Origin of the sequence: Streptomyces sp. WZ-12 (genome assembly GCF_028898845.1) — a bacterium.
Taxonomy (GTDB): Bacteria; Actinomycetota; Actinomycetes; order Streptomycetales; family Streptomycetaceae; genus Streptomyces.
This window is the reverse complement of sequence record NZ_CP118574.1, coordinates 4,738,929-4,757,012: the sequence shown is the minus strand read 5'-3', so window position 1 is coordinate 4,757,012 and position 18,084 is coordinate 4,738,929. Positions and strand designations below refer to the sequence as shown.

Annotated in this window: 13 protein-coding genes, 1 pseudogene and 1 riboswitch; of the genes and pseudogenes, 8 read left to right on the top strand and 6 right to left on the bottom strand. The window is 74.2% G+C overall.

Features of this window, described 5'->3' with window-relative positions:
• The first annotated feature begins 232 nt into the window (after window positions 1-232).
• Window positions 233-1,567, top strand: a complete 1,335-nt coding sequence (locus PV796_RS20475) for an LCP family protein (RefSeq protein ID WP_274919146.1) — start codon at window positions 233-235, stop codon at window positions 1,565-1,567.
• 50 nt (window positions 1,568-1,617) lie between these two features.
• Here PV796_RS20475 and PV796_RS42075 read toward each other — a convergent pair.
• A pseudogene (locus tag PV796_RS42075) lies at window positions 1,618-1,734 on the bottom strand (dsRBD fold-containing protein); the annotation flags it as partial.
• Window positions 1,735-2,055: 321 nt separating this feature from the next.
• Between PV796_RS42075 and PV796_RS20465 the strand changes: the two are divergent.
• Complete coding sequence (locus tag PV796_RS20465) at window positions 2,056-2,793, top strand: DUF4097 family beta strand repeat-containing protein (RefSeq protein WP_274914748.1); 738 nt, start codon at window positions 2,056-2,058, stop codon at window positions 2,791-2,793.
• A 119-nt stretch (window positions 2,794-2,912) separates the two neighbouring features.
• Here PV796_RS20465 and cobN read toward each other — a convergent pair whose 3' ends face one another.
• On the bottom strand, window positions 2,913-6,515 hold the full coding sequence (cobN, locus tag PV796_RS20460) for a cobaltochelatase subunit CobN (protein ID WP_274919145.1): 3,603 nt from the start codon (window positions 6,513-6,515) through the stop codon (window positions 2,913-2,915).
• Window positions 6,516-6,549: 34 nt separating this feature from the next.
• A riboswitch (cobalamin riboswitch) is annotated at window positions 6,550-6,699 on the bottom strand.
• An 84-nt stretch (window positions 6,700-6,783) separates the two neighbouring features.
• Between cobN and cobG the strand changes: the two genes are divergently transcribed.
• Genes cobG through PV796_RS20445 form a run of 3 tightly spaced genes read left to right on the top strand, consistent with a single transcriptional unit; the run spans window position 6,784 to window position 10,507 of the window.
• Window positions 6,784-8,310 (top strand): precorrin-3B synthase, encoded by a 1,527-nt coding sequence (gene cobG, locus PV796_RS20455; protein ID WP_274914747.1) that lies wholly within the window; start codon window positions 6,784-6,786, stop codon window positions 8,308-8,310.
• Window positions 8,307-8,939, top strand: a complete 633-nt coding sequence (locus tag PV796_RS20450; RefSeq protein WP_274914746.1) for a precorrin-8X methylmutase — start codon at window positions 8,307-8,309, stop codon at window positions 8,937-8,939. The genes cobG and PV796_RS20450 overlap by 4 nt, the downstream gene beginning before the upstream one ends.
• Window positions 8,936-10,507, top strand: coding sequence for a precorrin-2 C(20)-methyltransferase (locus PV796_RS20445; protein ID WP_274914745.1), 1,572 nt, complete (start codon window positions 8,936-8,938; stop codon window positions 10,505-10,507). The genes PV796_RS20450 and PV796_RS20445 overlap by 4 nt, the downstream gene beginning before the upstream one ends.
• A 14-nt stretch (window positions 10,508-10,521) precedes the next feature.
• Here PV796_RS20445 and PV796_RS20440 read toward each other — a convergent pair whose 3' ends face one another.
• Entirely contained in the window at window positions 10,522-11,292 is a 771-nt protein-coding gene (locus PV796_RS20440) for a cobalt-precorrin-6A reductase (RefSeq protein ID WP_274914744.1), read from the bottom strand.
• A gap of 17 nt (window positions 11,293-11,309) precedes the next feature.
• Between PV796_RS20440 and PV796_RS20435 the strand changes: the two genes are divergently transcribed.
• Complete coding sequence (locus PV796_RS20435) at window positions 11,310-12,473, top strand: cobalt-precorrin-5B (C(1))-methyltransferase (RefSeq protein ID WP_274914743.1); 1,164 nt, start codon at window positions 11,310-11,312, stop codon at window positions 12,471-12,473.
• Between the two features lie 75 nt (window positions 12,474-12,548).
• Here PV796_RS20435 and PV796_RS20430 read toward each other — a convergent pair whose 3' ends face one another.
• The 3 genes from PV796_RS20430 to cbiE all read right to left on the bottom strand — a co-directional run bounded on the left by PV796_RS20430 (window position 12,549) and on the right by cbiE (window position 15,127).
• Entirely contained in the window at window positions 12,549-12,893 is a 345-nt protein-coding gene (locus PV796_RS20430) for a hypothetical protein (protein ID WP_274914742.1), read from the bottom strand.
• A gap of 143 nt (window positions 12,894-13,036) precedes the next feature.
• Window positions 13,037-13,804: a precorrin-4 C(11)-methyltransferase gene (gene cobM / locus PV796_RS20425; protein WP_274914741.1), complete on the bottom strand. Its 768-nt coding sequence runs from the start codon at window positions 13,802-13,804 to the stop codon at window positions 13,037-13,039.
• Between the two features lie 21 nt (window positions 13,805-13,825).
• On the bottom strand, window positions 13,826-15,127 hold the full coding sequence (cbiE, locus tag PV796_RS20420) for a precorrin-6y C5,15-methyltransferase (decarboxylating) subunit CbiE (RefSeq protein ID WP_274914740.1): 1,302 nt from the start codon (window positions 15,125-15,127) through the stop codon (window positions 13,826-13,828).
• A gap of 553 nt (window positions 15,128-15,680) precedes the next feature.
• Here cbiE and PV796_RS20415 point away from each other — a divergent pair.
• Entirely contained in the window at window positions 15,681-16,697 is a 1,017-nt protein-coding gene (locus tag PV796_RS20415) for a cation diffusion facilitator family transporter (RefSeq protein ID WP_274914739.1), read from the top strand.
• Between the two features lie 341 nt (window positions 16,698-17,038).
• On the top strand, window positions 17,039-18,052 hold the full coding sequence (locus PV796_RS20410; protein ID WP_274914738.1) for a hypothetical protein: 1,014 nt from the start codon (window positions 17,039-17,041) through the stop codon (window positions 18,050-18,052).
• Window positions 18,053-18,084 lie beyond the last annotated feature (32 nt).

Sequence of the window (18,084 nt, the reverse complement as noted above, 5' to 3'; positions counted from 1 at the left end):
TTCCCGGCATCCGGTGGCGCGCCCTCCCCCGCCTCCGCGTTCCCCTCCACCCAGCAAGACCAGTTCCAGAAGGACCATCGGCGTGCATGACAGGCAGACGCACAAGCAGGCGGCCCGGCGGGGCAACGGCAACCGGGGCGACCGGGCCGCGGCGGAGGGCGGCCGCGCCGAGCGCCGGCGGTCGGGCCCCGGGCGGCGGGCCGGCGGCTCCCGCAAGGCCGGGAAGGCCAGGATGACCCGGCGCGGCCGGATCGTCGCCTGGGTCGGCGGGGTGCTCGGCGTCATCCTGTTGGGCACCGTCGGGGCCGGTGCATGGGTGTACCAGCACCTCAACGGCAACATCCACGGCGCGGACGTGAACAGCGAACTGGGCAACGACCGGCCGGTCAACCTCAGCCCCGGCTCCAAGAACATCCTGGTCGTCGGCTCCGACAGCCGGGCCGGCACCGGCGACAAGTACGGCAGCGGCCTGACCACCATGCAGTCGGACACCCTGATGGTGCTGCACATCGCGGCGAACCATAAGTGGGCCACCGCGGTGTCCTTCCCGCGCGACTCCTGGGTGCGGATCCCGGAGTGCGACAAGGGCGACGGCGGGAAGTCCACGCCGCACCACTTCAAGATCAACGAGGCGTTCTCGATCGGCGGGCTCAGCGGCGACGTCCGCAAGGCAGCGGCGTGCAGCATCAAGACCGTCGAGAAGAACACCGGGTTGCGCATCGACCACTTCGTCTCGGTCGACTTCCAGGGCTTCAAGGGCATGGTCAACGCGCTGGGCGGCATCGAGGTCTGCCCCAAGCAGGCCATCCACGACAAGAAGGCCCACCTCGACCTGGAGGCCGGCTGCCAGACCATCAAGGACGAGAAGGCGCTCGGCTACGTCCGCACCCGCTACAGCGTCGGCGACGGCTCCGACCTCGGACGGATCGGCCGCCAGCAGGAGTTCATGAAGGCGCTCGCGGCCAAGGCGCAGTCCAAGCTGACCAGTCCGACCGACCTCTACGGCTTCCTGGACTCGGCGACCAAGTCCCTCACCACCGACCAGGACCTGGCCGGCATCAAGCCGCTCTACGACCTCGCCGCCACGGTCAAGGACGTCCCCTCCGACCGCCTCACCTTCCTCACCGTGCCGACCTACCCGCGCGAGGCGGACGTGCCCACCGACAAGGCCAACGTCATCTGGCAATACCCGCAGGCCAGCGAGTTGTTCGGCGACCTCGCCCACGACCGGGAGGTCGGCGCCGAGGGGAAGCAGAAGTTCGCGGAGGCCGCCAAGAACCCGATCACCGCGCGCTCGGTCCGGGTGCGGGTGCTCAACGGCACCCAGAAAACCGGCCTCGCCGGGGTGGGCGCGCAGAAGCTGCGCCAACTCGGCTTCACCGTCGTCTTCACCGACAACGGCAAGGCCACCGACAAGACCACCATCAGCTACCCGCCGGCCCTCAAGGCCCAGGCCGAGGTGCTCGCCGCGCGACTGCCGGGCGTCAAGGCGGTGGAGTCGGCGCAGGCGACGCCGGGGGCCGTGACGCTGACGGTCGGCCCGGACATCTCCTCGATCGAGAGCTGACGCGCGGCGCGGCTGAGGAGCTGATGGCTGAGGTCCGACAGCGCCCGCGCCACCGACAACTCGTCCCCGATGGCGGGGACGTTCTCGTCGGCCGGATTGCACTTGGCGGTTCCCTCGCCGATGATCTGCCCGCCCTCCTTGCCGCGCAGCCGGACCTCGGCCCGCACCTCGGTGCCGGCCTCGACGATGCTGATCTCGGCGTTCCACGTCTTCCTACGCTCACCCGTGCCGGTCACCGGAAGCCTCCTCCTACCGCAGGGGAACAGTCCCGACCACTTCAGCGTCGCACCGGCGCCCAGGGGCCGCACCCGGAAGCCTGCACCCGTCCCGTTGCGGGGGATAGCCCCATGGTCGGGCGGGCCACGGGCTGCCTAGAGTCGTCGTCATCCAGCCCGGAGCGGCGGCCGGCACGCCGCCCACCCGAGCTCGGGACACGGGGCGACGGGCACACCCGGAGCCATGAACGGAACGGATTCCGGGGGGATTTCATGCGCAGGAGCGTCCGCTTCATCGGGACGGCGGCGCTGGCCGGGGCCGGGGTACTGGCCCTCGGCGCGTGCAGCCTGGTGGCCGGCGAGACCTTCTCCGACGACGCCACGCTGTCGCAGAAGATCACGTCGGTGCGGGTGGACACCGGCAACGGCGGCGTGACGCTGCACGGCGGCAAGGGCGGGGACACCGTCAGCGTGCACCGCAAGGTCACCTACCGGGGCGACAAGCCGCAGGGGCCCACGCACAGGGTCGAGGACGGGACGCTGGTGCTCGGCGGCTGCGGCGACGGTTGCTCGGTGGACTACACCGTCGATCTGCCCGGCACCGTCCCGGTGACCGGCGGGACCTCCAACGGCTCGCTGAGCCTGTCCACGGTGGCCGCGGTGCGGGTGACCACCAGCAACGGGGAGATCGACCTGGACGGGGTGTCCGGGCCGGTGAACGTGCGCACCAGCAACGGCGCGATCACCGGAAAGGGCCTGGCGGGCAAGGGCGTTGAGGCCAGGACCACCGACGGCGAGATCGACCTCACCACGACCGCCCCGCAGAACGTCCGGGCCCAGACGTCCAACGGCGCGCTCACGGTCACCGTGCCGGACGCCCACTACCGGGTGTCCGCGCGGACCGACAACGGCGCCAAGCGGATCGGCGTCCACGACGACCCGGCCGGGCCGTACCAGCTCGATCTGACCACCGACAACGGGGAGCTCCGCGCCCGGACCGCGGGAAGCTGAGGCCGGCCCTCGCCGAACGGCTCCAGTGGCAAGGAGAGTTGAGGAGCGGCCGCGCTCATGTGGCGTGCGCGGGGCGGTGTTTCACGTGAAACACCGCCCCGTCGCTCCGTGCGGGACCGTTAGTCCTCGCCCTCCAGCTCGCCCTCGGTCTCCAGGAAGGCTTCCCGCAGCGCCGCCAGCGTCTCCGCGTCCGGCTTCTCCCACATGCCGCGGGACTCAGCCTCCAGCAGGCGCTCGGCGATGCCGTGCAGCGCCCAGGGGTTGGCCTCCTGGAGGAAGGCGCGGTTCTCCGGGTCCAGGACGTAGGTCTGGGCCAGCTTGTCGTACATCCAGTCGGCGACGACGCCGGTGGTGGCGTCGTAGCCGAACAAGTAGTCCACGGTGGCGGCGAGTTCGAAGGCGCCCTTGTAGCCGTGGCGGCGCATCGCCTCGATCCAACGGGGGTTGACGACCCGGGCGCGGAAGACCCGGGAGGTCTCCTCCACCAGCGTCCGGGTGCGGACCGTCTCCGGGCGGGTCGAGTCGCCGATGTACGCCTCGGGGGCCTTGCCCTTGAGTGCCTTGACGGTGGCGACCATCCCGCCGTGGTACTGGAAGTAGTCGTCGGAGTCGGCGATGTCGTGCTCGCGGGTGTCGGTGTTCTTGGCGGCCACCGCGATGCGCTTGTAGGCGGTCTCCATCTCCTCCCGGGCCGGGCGGCCCTCCAGCCCGCGCCCGTAGGCGTAGCCGCCCCAGACGGTGTAGACCTCGGCGAGGTCGGCGTCGGTGCGCCAGTCGCGGGAGTCGATGAGCTGGAGCAGGCCCGCACCGTAGGTGCCGGGGCGGGAGCCGAAGATCCGGGTGGTGGCGCGGCGTTCGTCCCCGTGCGCCGCGAGGTCCGCCTGGGCGTGGGCCCGGACGAAGTTGCCCTCGGCGGGCTCGTCGAGAGAGGCGACGAGCCGCACCGCGTCGTCGAGCAGGCCGATGACGTGCGGGAACGCGTCGCGGAAGAAGCCGCTGATGCGGAGGGTGACATCGATGCGGGGACGGTCGAGCTCGTCGAGCGGGATCGCCTCCAGGCCGGTGACCCGGCGCGAGGCGTCGTCCCACACGGGCCGGACGCCGAGCAGCGCCAGCGCCTCGGCGACGTCGTCGCCGGAGGTGCGCATCGCGCTGGTGCCCCACAGGGACAGGCCCACCGACTGCGGCCAGTCGCCGTTGTCGTCGCGGTAGCGGGCCAACAGCGAGTCGGCGAGCGCCTGTCCGGTCTCCCAGGCGAGCCGCGACGGCACGGCCTTGGGGTCGACGGAGTAGAAGTTGCGGCCGGTCGGCAGGACGTTGACCAGGCCGCGCAGCGGCGAGCCGGACGGGCCGGCCGGGACGAAGCCACCGTTCAACGCGTGCACCGCGTGGTCGAGTTCGGCGGTGGTGGCGGACAGCCGCGGGACGACCTCCCGGGTGGCGAAGTCGAGGATCGCGGCGACCGCCTCCGGGTGGCCCTCGGCGACCCGGGAGACCGCAGCCGGGTCCCAGTCGGCGTCCTCCATGGCCTGGACGAGGCCGCGGGCGACGGCCTCGGCGTCGTCGGCCGCGGTGCGGGTGGCGGCCGACTCGTCCAGCCCGAGCGCCTCGCGGAGCCCGGGCAGCGCGGAGGTGCCGCCCCAGATCTGCCGGGCGCGCAGGATGGCCAGGACGAGGTTGACCCGGGCCGCGCCGGCCGGGGCGGCGCCCAGCACGTGCAGGCCGTCGCGGATCTGCGCGTCCTTGACCTCGCAGAGCCAGCCGTCGACGTGCAGCAGGAAGTCGTCGAACCCGTCGTCCTCCGGGCGCTCTTCCAGGCCGAGGTCGTGGTCCAGCTTGGCGGCCTGGATCAGGGTCCAGATCTGCGCGCGGATGGCGGGCAGCTTGGCCGGGTCCATCGAGGAGATCGCGGCGTACTCGTCGAGCAGTTGCTCCAGGCGCGCGATGTCGCCGTAGGAGTCGGCGCGGGCCATCGGCGGGACGAGGTGGTCGACGAGGGTGGCGTGCACCCGGCGCTTGGCCTGGGTGCCCTCGCCCGGGTCGTTGACCAGGAACGGGTAGATCAGCGGCAGGTCGCCGAGGGCCGCGTCCGGGCCGCAGGCGGCGGACAGGCCGGCGTTCTTGCCGGGCAGCCACTCCAGGTTGCCGTGCTTGCCGAGGTGGACCATGGCGTCGGCACCGAAGCCACCGTCGGCGGCGGGCGTGGCGATCCAGCGGTAGGCCGCCAAGTAGTGGTGGGAGGGCGGGAGATCGGGGTCGTGGTAGATCGCGATCGGGTTCTCGCCGAAGCCGCGCGGCGGCTGGATGAGGATCAGCAGGTTGCCGCGGCGCAGGGCGGCCAGCACGATGTCGCCCTCGGGGTTCCGGCTGCGGTCGACGAACATCTCGCCGGGCGGCGGGCCCCAGTGCTCCTCCACGGAGTCGCGGAGCTCCCGCGGCAGCGTGGCGTACCAGCGGCGGTAGTCGGCGGCCGGTATCCGGACCGGGTTGCGGGCCAACTGCTCCTCGGTCAGCCACTCCTGGTCGTGGCCGCCGGCCTCGATGAGGGCGTAGATCAACTCGTCGCCGTCGCCGGACGCCAGGCCGGGCACCGGCTCGGTGCCGAAGTCGTAGCCCTCGGCCCGGAGGCGGCGCAGCAGCTCGACGGCGCTGGCCGGGGTGTCCAGGCCGACCGCGTTGCCGATCCGGGAGTGCTTGGTGGGGTACGCCGACAGCACCAGCGCCAGCCGCTTCTCGGCGGCCGGGATGTGCCGCAACCGGGCGTGCCGGACGGCGATCCCGGCGACCCGGGCGGCCCGTTCGGGGTCGGCGACGTAGACCGGGAGGCCGTCCTCGTCGATCTCCTTGAACGAGAACGGCACGGTGATCAGCCGCCCGTCGAACTCGGGCACGGCGATCTGCGAGGCGGCGTCGAGCGGCGAGAGCCCCTCGTCGTTCGCCTCCCAGTCGGCCCGCGACCCGGTCAGGCAGAGCGCCTGGAGGATCGGCACGTCCAGGCCGGCCAGCGCGCCGGCGTCCCAGGACTCGTCGTCGCCGCCCGCGGACGCCTCGGCGGGCTTGGTGCCGCCGGCCGCCAGGACGGTGGTGACGATGGCGTCGGCCGCGCGCAGCTCCTCGATCAACTCCGGCTCGGGGGCGCGCAACGAGGCGACGAAGAGCGGCATCGGGCGGCTGCCGGCCCGCTCGATCCGGTCGCAGAGGTCGTGGACGAAGCGGGTGTTGCCGCTCATGTGGTGGGCGCGGTAGTAGAGCACGGCCACCGTCGGGCCGGTCGCCTCCGAGGCGGGGCGCTCCAGCGGGCCCCAGGACGGCGCGGCCGCGGGCGGCTCGAAGCCGTGGCCGGTGAGCAGCACGGTGTCGCTGAGGAACCGGGCCAGTTGGTCGAGGTTGGCCGGGCCGCCGTGCGCGAGGTAGGCGTGCGCCTCGGCCGCGATGCCGACCGGGACCGTGGACGCCGCCATCAACTGGGCGTCGGGGGCCTGTTCGCCGGTGAGGACGACGACCGGGCGGTGCTGGTCCGCGGCCAGCAGCACGTCCAGGCCGTCCTCCCAGGCGCGGATGCCGCCGAGCAGGCGGACCACGACGAGGTCGGTGCCCTCCAGGAGCCCGGGGAGCTCGGCGACGTCGAGGCGGGCGGGGTTGGCGAGCCGGAACGGCACGGGACCCGTGGCCGCGCGGGCGCTGAGCAGATCGGTGTCGGAGGTCGACAACAGCAGGATCACGGCGCAGCCCTTCCTCGGGGATTCCACGCCCCGGGTGGTCGTATGGACGGCGGGAGTTCCTGGCTCACCCGGCGGTGGCCGGGTTCACAGTGGCGGGACCGCGCCGGATTCTCACCGGGCTTCCTCCCTTGGCGCCGTCGCTGGCGTCCGGCGGGTCAGCCGACCCGCCGACCTGCATAGTAAGGGCTGCGGCCGAGCCGCGGGAGCCCGCCTGGAGGGGCCGCCCGTACGCCCCCCTCACCCCGGTTCCGGGATCCGACGCGTAGGTATGCTCGCCGCCATGCCGCCCTCCCCCTCTCGACGCCCCGACCGGGCCGGACCGCCCGTACGGGACCGCGGTGACGCCTGCCCGGGAGCGCTGCGACTGCATCCCGCCGCCGACGGCGAACTGGCCCGAGTCCGGCTGCCCGCAGGGGACTTGACGGCATCCCAGGCCCGCGCGCTGGCGGACGCCGCGGAACTCCTCGGCGACGGCCACCTCTCGCTCACCTCCCGCGGCAACGTCGAACTCCGCGGCCTGCCCGACGACTGCGGCGGCCGCCTGGCCGCCCTCCTCACCGACGCCGGGCTGCTGCCGTCGGTCCGTCATGAGCGGATCCGCAACGTGCTGGCCTCGCCGCTGGCCGGGCTGGACCACCACACCCCCTCCGACGTGCGGTGGTGGGCCCGGAGCCTGGATGCGCTGCTGTGCGCGAGCGAGCCGGCGACGGCCCTTTCGGGCCGTTTCCTGTTCGTCCTCGACGACGGGCGGGGCGATGTGGCGGGGCTCGGCGGCGATGTGACCTTGCTCGCAGAATCCGGCCGACGGGCCCCGGCGGGCACCGCGTTCGCCCCGGGGGCGGCGTCCGGGCACGGGGCGCTGCTCCGCGTCGGCGAGGACCCGGCGGCGCTGCGGATCGCGGCGGACGACGTCCCGCGGGCGGCGCTGATCGCCGCCGAGACCTTCCTGGCCGCCGCGGCCGAGAGCGACAGCGGCGCCTGGCGGGTCCGCGAACTCCCCGCCGCGCGCCCGCTCACCGTCCACGACGTGCGGGGTGCGCTGCGGGCCGCGGGCATCACCGCCGAGCCCGCCGCCCACGCGGCGGCGACCGGCCCGCGGCCGGCGGTGCCGTACGCCGATGCCGCCGTCCCCGGCCCGGTCGAGGGCCCGGGCGGCCGCCGCGCGCTGGTGGTCCTGGCGCCGCTCGGCCGGCTGACCGCGGGCCAGTGGCGGCTGTTGGCCGAGGTCGCCGCGGCGGACGGCTCCGGCGCGCTGCGCCTCACGCCCTGGCGCGGCATCGTCGTCCCCGGCCTGCCGGCGAGCGCGGCGGACCGACGGCTGGGCGAGTTCGCCGCCGCCGGTCTGGTCACCGACCCGGCCTCGCCGTGGCGCGGGGTCACCGCCTGCACCGGCCTCCCCGGCTGCGCCAAGTCCCTGACGGACGTGCGGAGCGATGCGTCGGCCGCCCTCGCCACGGGCCGGCCCGTCCCGGCGGGCGACTCCGCCCCGCCCGTCGGCCCGCCCGTCCACTGGTCGGGCTGCGCACGGCGCTGCGGTCATCCGCACGGCGCCTGGATCGACGTCCTGGCGACGCCCGACGGATACCGCACCACCGCCGTGCGCTCCAACTCCACGGCCCCGGCGGATGTTTCACGTGAAACGCCCCGACCGAGCGCCGTTTCACGTGAAACACCACAAGGTCCGGCTTCTTGCGTACGGGCCGAACCGGCCCCTGGCACACGGGACTTGGCACCCCCCGCCGACGCCCCACACCCCTCTTCCACCCCTCAACCCACGACCCCGAGGCTCAAGTGACCGCGTTCGACTACGAAAAGGACGGGGCGGCCATCTACCGCCAGTCCTTCGCCACCATCCGCGCCGAGGCGGACCTGTCCGAACTGCCCGCCGATGTCAGCCGGGTCACGGTCCGCATGATCCACGCCTGCGGCATGGTCGATCTCGTCCGCGACCTGGCCTTCACCCCGGGCGTCGTGGCCAGTGCCCGGGCCGCGCTGCGCGCCGGTGCGCCGATCCTGTGCGACGCCACCATGGTGGCCAGCGGCGTGACCCGCAAGCGACTGCCCGCGGACAACGAGGTGCTGTGCACCCTCGGCGATCCGGCCGTTCCGGAGCTGGCCGCCCGGATGGGCACCACCCGCAGCGCCGCCGCGCTCGAACTGTGGCGGGACCGGCTGGAGGGCGCCGTGGTCGCCTTCGGCAACGCCCCCACCGCCCTCTTCCGGTTCCTCGAAATGATCGAGGAGGGGGCGCCGCGCCCCGCCGCCGTCCTCGGCATCCCGGTCGGCTTCATCGGCGCGGCCGAGTCCAAGGACGCGCTGATCGGCCACCCGTCGAAGCTGGAGCACATCGTGGTGCGCGGGCGGCGCGGCGGCAGCGCCATGGCCGCGGCGGCGCTCAACGCCCTGGCGAGCGAGGAGGAGTGAGCGTGCGCGAGCAGCAGTCCCCCAGCGGTGCGCCGGACCAGCCGGCCGCACACTCCCCGCGGCACTCCACCGGACGCCTCTACGGCGTCGGCCTCGGCCCCGGCGACCCGTCCCTGATGACCGTGCGGGCGGTGGAGGTCATCGCCGAGGCCGATGTGGTGGCGTACCACAGCGCCCGGCACGGCCGTTCCATCGCGCGCTCCATCGCCGCCCCGCACCTCCGCCCGGACCACATCGAGGAGGCCCTGGTCTACCCGGTCACCACCGAGTCGACCGACCACCCCGGCGGCTACCGCGGCGCCCTGGACGAGTTCTACGAGGCGGCGGCGGCGCGGCTCGCGGCCCATCTCGACGCCGGCCGCACGGTCGCGGTGCTCTCCGAGGGCGACCCGCTCTTCTACGGCTCGTACCAGCACATGCACAAGCGGCTGGCGCACCGCTACCCCACCGAGGTCGTGCCCGGCGTCACCTCCATCAACGCCGCCGCGGCCCGGCTGGGCACCCCCCTCACCGAGGCCGACGAGGTGCTGACCGTCCTCCCCGGCACGCTGTCCGAGGAAGAGCTGACGGCCCGTCTGAGCGCCACCGACTCCGCGGTGGTGATGAAGCTGGGCCGCACCTTCCCCACCGTCCGCCGCGCCCTGGAGCGCTCCGGCCGGATGCCGGAGGCCCGCTACGTCGAGCGCGCCACGATGGCCGGGGAGCGCACCGGCGCGCTGTCCGACATAGACGCCGACAGCGTTCCGTACTTCTCCGTCGCGGTCGTCCCCAGCCGCATCGCCACCGCGGCCGAGGAGCCGGAGCCGGCCGCCGCGGACGCCGGCGAGGTGGTCGTGGTCGGCACCGGGCCGGCCGGTCCGCGCTGGCTCACCCCGGAATCCCGCGGCGCCCTGGCCGCCGCCGACGACCTCGTCGGCTACGCCACGTACCTGGACCGCGTCCCGGTACGCCCGGGCCAGCGCCGGCACGCCACCGACAACAAGGTCGAGTCCGAGCGCGCCGAGTTCGCCCTGGACCTGGCCCGCCGGGGCCGCCGGGTCGCGGTGGTCTCCGGCGGCGACCCGGGCATCTTCGCGATGGCCACCGCGGTCCTCGAAGTGGCGTCCCAGGAGCCCTACCGCTCCGTCCCGGTGCGGGTGCTGCCCGGTGTCACGGCCGCCAACGCCGCCGCCGCCCGCGCCGGCGCCCCCTTGGGCCACGACTACGCGGTGATCTCGCTCTCCGACCGGCTCAAGCCCTGGGAGGTGATCGCCGAACGGCTGCGCGCGGCGGCCGCCGCCGACCTCGCACTGGCCCTCTACAACCCCGGTTCCCGCAGCCGCACTTGGCAGGTGGCCAAGGCCCGGGACGTCCTGCTGGAGCACCGCGCGCCGGACACCCCGGTCATGCTCGCCCGCGACATCGGCGGCCCCGAGGAGTCGCTGCGCACCGTCCCGCTCACCGACCTCGATCCCGCCCAGGTCGACATGCGCACGATCCTGCTGGTCGGCTCGTCACAGACCCAGCGAGTGCGGCGCGACGACGGTACGGAGGCGGTCTGGACGCCGCGACGGTACCCGGAGCGCTGACCGCTCACGGGGCGTCAGCCGAGCAGCGCCCGCACCCACTCCACCGCCGCGGCCGGTTCCGCGGCCACCGGCACGCCCTCCGGAACCGGTGGCCGCTGGACGACCACCACCGGCACCCCGGCCTCCCGGGCGGCGGCCAGCTTGGGTGCGGTCGCCGCGGCGCCGCTGTCCTTCGTCACCAGGACGTCGATGCGGTGGCGGCGCAGCAACTCCCGTTCCCCGTCGAGGGTGAACGGGCCGCGGTCCAGGAGCGCGGTCATCCGGGGCGGGTGCGGTGCCTCGGGCGCGTCCACCGACCTGACCAGGAACCACTGGTCCGTGAGGTGGGCGAAGTGCGCCAGACCCATCCGGCCGGTGGTCAGGAAGACCCGGCCGCCGAGCGCGGGCAGGGCGGCGGCGGCCTCGGCGAGGGTGGGGACCGGGTGCCAGACGTCGCCGGGTTGCGCGCCCCAGCCGGGGCGGCGCAGCGCCAGCAGGGGAACATGGGCACAGGCGGCGGCCCGGGCCGCGTGGAAACTGATCGTGCCGGCGAAAGGATGGGTGGCGTCGATGAGCGCGTCCACCGCGTGCTCCCGCAGCCAGCGGGCCAGGCCCTCGGGGCCGCCGAACCCACCGATCCGCACCTCTCCGGCGGGCAGCCGCGGCGCCGCCACCCGACCGGCCAGTGAACTCGTCACCCGCACCGCCGGCTCCGTCACCAACGCCGCGGCCAGCCGGCGGGCCTCCGTGGTGCCGCCGAGGATCACCACATGGCGGACGGGGTCATGGACGGGTGCGGACGACATGAGCGGCGGGAACCTCCGTGGGTGAAACGCAACCGAAGGGTACGGGAGGCCGCAGCGCACAGCTCGCGCACACCGGGCTGCGGCACGGGTGGACCACCGGGGCGTGCGCCACCGCGGCCGGCACGGCCGCCTACACCGCGCTGTTGAGCGGCGAGTTCCCGGACCCGGTCACCATCACGCTGCCGAAGGGGCAGACGCCGGCCTTCGCGCTCGCCGTCGAGGAGCTGACCGCCGCCGGAACGGGACCCGCCACCGCCATGGCCGGGGTGGTGAAGGACGCCGGGGACGATCCCGACGTGACGCACGGGGCACTGGTGCGCGCCACGGTGCGGGCGCTGCCGACCGGGAGCGGCGTGGTCTACCGGGCAGGTCCCGGCGTGGGCACGGTCACCCGTCCTGGACTCCCGCTGGACGTCGGCGAACCCGCCATCAATCCCGTACCGCGCCAACTGATCCGGGAGCATCTGGCGCGCGTCGCGGAGGCGCACCGGGGACCCGGCGCGACCGCGGACGTCGAGGTCACGATCTCCGTCGACCACGGCGAGGAGATCGCGCGCAGCACCTGGAATCCGCGCCTGGGCATCCTGGGCGGACTGTCGATCCTGGGGACGACCGGGATCGTCGTGCCGTACTCCTGCTCGGCGTGGATCGACTCGATCCGGCGCGGGGTCGACGTGGCCCGGGCCGCGGGCCGGCGGCACGTCGCCGGCTGCACCGGCTCGACGTCGGAGAAGGTCGCGGTCGCCCTGCACCACCTGCCGGAGGACGCGCTGCTCGACATGGGGGACTTCGCGGGGGCGGTGCTCAAGTACATCCGCCGCCATCCCGTCGACCGGCTGACGATCTGCGGCGGCTTCGCCAAGCTCTCCAAGTTGGCGGCCGGGCACCTGGACCTGCACTCGGCGCGGTCCCAGGTGGACAAGGGCTTTCTGGCCGAGCTGGCCCGGCGCGGCGGTGCCGACGAGGCGCTGGCGGAGGCGGTGGCCGGCGCCAACACCGGCCTCGCGGCACTCCAGTTGTGCACGGCGGCCGGCGTTCCGCTGGGCGATCTGGTGGCGGCCACGGCCCGGGACGAGTCGCTGGCCGTCCTGCGCGGCGCGCCGGTCGCGGTCGACGTCATCTGCATCGACCGGGCGGGACTGGTGGTGGGCCGGGCGGAGCCACGGGGGCCGGGTGCCTAGCACGGCCGGCGCTGGAGGTTTCACGTGAAACCCGCGCCGGCCGGCCAGGACCCGGCCCCCGCCGTACGCCGCTCGTCACATCCGCGGCAGCATCTCCCCGGTGCCCAGGCCGTCCTCACGGCCAGCGTCGTTGGCACGCCCCATGTCGTCCGCGCGCCCGGCGCCGCGACCGAGCTTGTCCTTACGCTGCCCCTTCCGGCGTTGGTCCTCGCGGGCCCGATCCATCCGGTCCCGCACACAGTTGGCGTCTCCGCCGGTGAGCGAGCCCAGTGCGGTCCCAAGGGCACAGGCGACCATCTGGATGGGGCTGTCCTTCATCCGGGGCGGGTTGTCCTTGCCGTTGGCGCTGGCGACAGTGCTACCGGTGAGGGTCAGTAGGGTCGCGGCGACGACCGCGCCGGCGGCCATTCTGGTACGCATCGTGGACGTGCTCCTTAGCGTCGGTCCCCCTGGGTGTCGACGCTTCCTTACCGGCGTCCGACGTCAGGAAAACAGACTTTCACCCCGATGCGGTCATACAATTCAGTCGGACAGGCCTGGTGCGCACGACTCTTGACGTCTTCTCAGGCGCCCTCGCCGCACGGCGTGTGCGGCCGCTCCCGCTCCGGCGAATAGAGGTGGCTGTCGCGGAACTGCTCGGCCCCCAGCGTGCGGCCGACCATGATCACCGCGGTCCGGACCACCCCGGCGGCCTTCACCTGCCCGGCGATGTCGCCGAGCGTGCCGCGCAGGACGAGCTCCTCGGGCCGGGAGGCCATCGCCACCACGGCGGCCGGGCAGTCCGCGCCGTAGTGCGGCAGCAGTTCGTCCACGATCCGGTCGACGTACATCGCCGCGAGGTGCAGCACCAGCAGCGCGCCGCTGCGGCCCAGGGTCGCCAGGTCCTCGCCGTCCGGCATGGGCGTGGCGCGCTGGGCGACGCGGGTGAGGATGACGGTCTGGCCGACGGTGGGCACCGTCAGTTCGCGCTTGAGGGCGGCCGCCGCCGCGGCGAACGCCGGCACGCCCGGCACGACCTCGTAGGGCACCCCCGCCGCGTCCAGCCGGCGCATCTGCTCGGCCACCGCGCTGAAGACGGACGGGTCGCCGGAGTGCAGCCGGGCGACGTCGTGGCCCTCCTCGTGCGCGCGGACCAACTCCGCGGTGATCGCGTCCAGATCGAGCTGCGCGGTGTCGATCAGCCGGGCCCCGGGCGGGCATTCGGCGAGGAGTTCGCGCGGCACCAGGCTCCCCGCGTAGAGGCACACCCCGCAGGAGGCGAGGGTGCGGGCGCCGCGCAGGGTGATCAGGTCGGCGGCGCCGGGGCCCGCGCCGATGAAGTGAACGGTCATGCTGTCGATCTCCTGGGGAGGTTACGAGGGGTCCTGGGGGCGGGACGGCACGGCGGTCCCCCGCGGGCCGGGCTCCATTGCACCGGGCCGCGCGGGCTTCACCGCCGACCACTGGGTGACCGGCATCGCCTGCCGCCACCCCGTGAAGCCGCCGACCGGCACCGCATGGGCGACCGCGAGCCGCACCAACTCGCCGCCGTGCCGCCGGTACCACTCGGTCAGCAGCGCCTCGGACTCCAGCGTCACCGTGTTCGCGACCAGCCGGCCGCCCGGGGGCAGCGCCTCCCAGCAGGCGTCCAGCAACCCCGGCGCGGTCAGCCCGCCACCGATGAACACCGCGTCCGGCGACGGCAGTTCGGCCAGCGCGGCGGGCGCCGCCCCGTGCACCACCTGAAGGCCCGGGACGCCGAGCGCCCGCGCGTTGCGGCCGATCCGCGCCGCCCGTGCCGCGTCCCGTTCGACGCTGACCGCCCGGCAACTGCGGTGCGCGCGCAACCATTCGACGGCGATGGAGCCGGAGCCGCCGCCGACGTCCCAGAGGAGTTCGCCGGGCGCGGGGGCGAGCGCGGCCAGCGTGGCCGCCCGGATGTGACGCTTGGTCAACTGGCCGTCGTGCTCGTAGGCGTCGTCGGGGAGTCCGGGCACGACCGGCAGCCGCGGGGCGTCCGGCTCCCGCGCACAGTCCAGCGCGATCACATTGAGCGGATCGCCGGCGGGCGCGTCCCACGCCCGCGCGGTGCCGTCGACCAACCGCTCGCGCGCGCCGCCGAGTTGCTCCCACACCCGCATCCGGCTCGGGCCGAAGCCCCGCGCCCGCAGCAGCGCCGCGACCTCGCCGGGCGTCCCGGCCCCGGCCGACAGCACCAGCACCCGCCGCCCGTCGTGCAGCGCCCGCACCAGGTTCTCCGCGGGCCGTCCGACGAGCGTGACGACCTCGGTGTCCTCCACCGCCCAGCCCAACCTGGCGCAGGCGTACGCCACCGACGACGGATGCGGCACCACCCGCAGCGGTCGCCGTACCACGGGGTCCTCCGCCATCACCTCGGTCAGGGTCCGCCCGATCCCGTAGAACATCGGGTCCCCACTGGCCAGCACGCAGACCCGCCGCCCGGCGTGCGCGGCGAGTAGCCCGGGGACCGCGGGTCGCAGCGGCGAGGGCCACGCCACCCGCTCGCCCGTGCACTCATCCGGCAGCAACGCCAACTGCCGCGCCCCGCCGATCAGTACCTCGGCCGCACCCAACTCCCGCCGCGCGGCCGGCGCCAACCCGTCCCAGCCATCGGCCCCGATACCAACGACGGAGAGCGGAAGCGGGGGAGTCACGGCGGGGTACCTCGGGGCGCGAAGGGACGGGGCTTGCGGAACGGAGCCCGTCGGGGGACGGGTGCCGAACTCTACTGACCGGCCGGGCCGCCGCGGCTTCCGGGGAGGCCCCACGCGCCGCGGCACGTTCCGGTGCGCCCACCCCGCGCCCTCCTGCACGCGATGCGCAATTACTTGCTATTACTGTCCGGGGGCCCGGAACGAGGCGGGCCCGGCCATGGACCGGACAGCGCGCGAGGGGGATCCGCGCGCTGTCCTCTTTTCTTCCCACCCGCTCGCCGGAATCCCACCGCACCGCGGGCCGGTCGCCGCCGCCCGTGAAACCGCACGCATGTTTCACGTGAAACCGGGTGTCTCCCGCAAAACGCCGAACGCTCCCCTCCGGGACAGAATCCGCCGCCGCTCGCGCGCTCCCGCAACACACCGCTCTGACCAGGCACGATAGCCCGTTCGACGGTAATGACAACGGTCACCGGTGCAGCCTTTGGATCTTTTCCCGAAGTGCGGTTTGCTTCGCAGCGACGAGCAAGGTGGAGCCGAGAAGGAGCGCGCCATGACCGAGCACGCCCACAGTGGACACAGCCATGCACACAGCCACGCCCACGGGGTCTCCCCCGACGCCGACCGGCGCTGGCTGCGGGCCGCGCTCATCCTGCTGACCGCCTACATGGCGATCGAGGTCGTCATCGGCTTCCTGGCGCAGTCGCTGGCGCTGATCTCGGACGCGGCCCACATGCTCACCGACGCGGTCTCGATCGTGCTGGCCCTGGTCGCGATGCGCCTGGCCGCGAAGCCCGCGCGGGGCGGCTACACCTACGGCCTCAAGCGCGCCGAGATCCTCTCCGCGCAGGCCAACGGCATCACCTTGCTGGTGCTCTCCCTCTGGCTGGCCTACGAGGCGGTCCAGCGGTTGATCTCGCCGCCCGAGGTCACCGGCGGCCTGGTGGTGATCACCGCGCTGTCCGGTGTCGTGGTGAACCTGATCTGCACCTGGTTCCTGTCGAAGGCCAACCGCTCCAGCCTGAACATCGAGGGCGCCTACCAGCACATCCTCACCGACCTGTTCGGCTTCATCGCCACCGCGATCTCCGGCCTGATCGTGCTGACCACGGGCTTCGCCCGGGCCGACGCGATCGCCTCGCTGGTCGTCGTCGCGCTGATGCTGAAGGCCGGCACGGGGCTGGTGCGGGAGTCCGGCCGGATCTTCATGGAGGCCGCCCCGGCCGGGATCGATCCGGACGCGCTGGGCGACCACCTGGTCGCCGGGGAGCAGGTCGTGGAGGTGCACGACCTGCACATCTGGCAGATCACCTCCGGGCAGCCCGCGCTGTCCGCGCACATCCTCGTGGCCCCGGGTGGCGACTGCCACAAGGTCCGCCGCAGCCTCCAGGAGCTGCTGCGCACCGAGTACGGCATCACCCACGCCACCCTCCAGGTCGACCACCTCGGCGAACAGGACGAGGACGAGCTGCTCACCCTGGGCCCCGGGCCCGGCCCCGTGCAGCCCTCCGGCAGCCACTGCGACGACTCCCACGGCCCCGTCCACCGCCCCGGACCGCACCGGCACTGACCCCACGCCCCTCCCGGGTTCGCCCCACTCGGCTGAACCCGGCCCGGGCACGGGCCCGCACGCCGTCAACCGGCACCGCCGCGGTGCTCGGACGACGGCGCACGGGAGCGGCCCGATGGGGTGGACAGTGATCGCCCTGGCCTGCGCGTTGTCCGCCCCCAGGGTGGTCCGGGCGGTCCGGCGCGGAAAGGCCCGACGGTCCGGCTGAGCACCGCGCGAGCGCCGTGCCGTCGCGCGTCCCCGCGGTCACCCGTTGGCACCGGCCCCGCTCGCGACCGCCCCCCGCACCGACTTGCCTGGAGGGTGGCAGCAACCGCCGGGGCAGGAAGGACCGCGACGCGATGTCAGCGAGTGCACCCGCACGCGCCGACGGCCGGGAGGCGGAGGCGCGTTGCTCACCGGGACGGCCGCGCCGGGCCCGCTCGCTGGCCGGCGGAGCGCTGCTGGTGATCGGAGCGCTGCTGCTGCCGTTGAGCCTGGCCGCCGTCTGGGCCCGCGCCGAACTCACCGACACCGACCGCTATGTGGCCACGGTCGCCCCGCTCGCCGGCAACCCCGCCATCCAGGACGCCGTCGTCCACGACGTCACCAACGGCGTGATGCCCCACGTCCGGCTCGACGGGCTGCTCAAGGCCGTCCCCCGCGCCGAACGACCGGCGCTACGACGGAAGTTCACCCTCGGCATCCGCGAGTTCGTCGACAAACAGGTGCGTCAGGTCGTCACCGCCCGCACGTTCCCCGCGCTCTGGACCGGGGTGCACCGCACCGCCCACCGGACCCTGGACGGCACCCTCGCCACCTCCGGCAACGCCCCCGTCACCCTCGACCTCGCACCGGTCCTCGCCCGCGTGAGGCACCAACTCACCGGGAACGCCCTGGGCATTGACATCGTTCGCCACGTGCCGCCCACCGGCACCTCGATCGTGCTGCTCAAGTCCCCCGACGTGCCCCACTTCCGGACCGGATTCCGGGCCGCGCGCACCGGTGCCCGGCTGCTGCCGCCGGCCGCCGCGCTCTGCCTCCTGGCCGGGCTGCTGCTCGTCCGCCGCCGACGCCGCGCGCTGGTCGGCACCGCGCTCGGCTGCGCGCTGGCCTGCGCCCTGCTGTCCGCGACGCTGGCGCTGCTCCGCGCCCGGCTCCTGAACGCCCTGCCCACCGCGGTCTCCCGCCCCGCCGCCGACGCCTACACCGACGCCCTGACCGCCGCCCTGCGCACCGGTGTGTGGAGCACGATCGGCGCGGCCGCGCTCGTCATCGCCCTCGCCACGGCCGGCCCGCTGGCCGCCCGCCTCCGCCGCACGACGGTACCCAAGCACCGACCGCGGACGGTGCCGGGCCCCGAGGCGACGCCCTAAGGACCGTTGATCCGTTGGACAGGCCCTAGCGG

What these genes read in the sequence shown, in the direction of transcription:
- PV796_RS20430 (WP_274914742.1), bottom strand. Translation starts at nt 12,893, where the DNA reads ATGCGTACCAGAATGGCCGCCGGCGCGGTCGTCGCCGCGACCCTACTG.
- cobG (WP_274914747.1), top strand. Translation starts at nt 6,784, where the DNA reads ATGCTCGCCGCCATGCCGCCCTCCCCCTCTCGACGCCCCGACCGGGCC.
- PV796_RS20415 (WP_274914739.1), top strand. Translation starts at nt 15,681, where the DNA reads ATGACCGAGCACGCCCACAGTGGACACAGCCATGCACACAGCCACGCC.
- cobM (WP_274914741.1), bottom strand. Translation starts at nt 13,804, where the DNA reads ATGACCGTTCACTTCATCGGCGCGGGCCCCGGCGCCGCCGACCTGATC.
- PV796_RS20465 (WP_274914748.1), top strand. Translation starts at nt 2,056, where the DNA reads ATGCGCAGGAGCGTCCGCTTCATCGGGACGGCGGCGCTGGCCGGGGCC.
- PV796_RS20440 (WP_274914744.1), bottom strand. Translation starts at nt 11,292, where the DNA reads ATGTCGTCCGCACCCGTCCATGACCCCGTCCGCCATGTGGTGATCCTC.
- PV796_RS20410 (WP_274914738.1), top strand. Translation starts at nt 17,039, where the DNA reads ATGTCAGCGAGTGCACCCGCACGCGCCGACGGCCGGGAGGCGGAGGCG.
- PV796_RS20475 (WP_274919146.1), top strand. Translation starts at nt 233, where the DNA reads ATGACCCGGCGCGGCCGGATCGTCGCCTGGGTCGGCGGGGTGCTCGGC.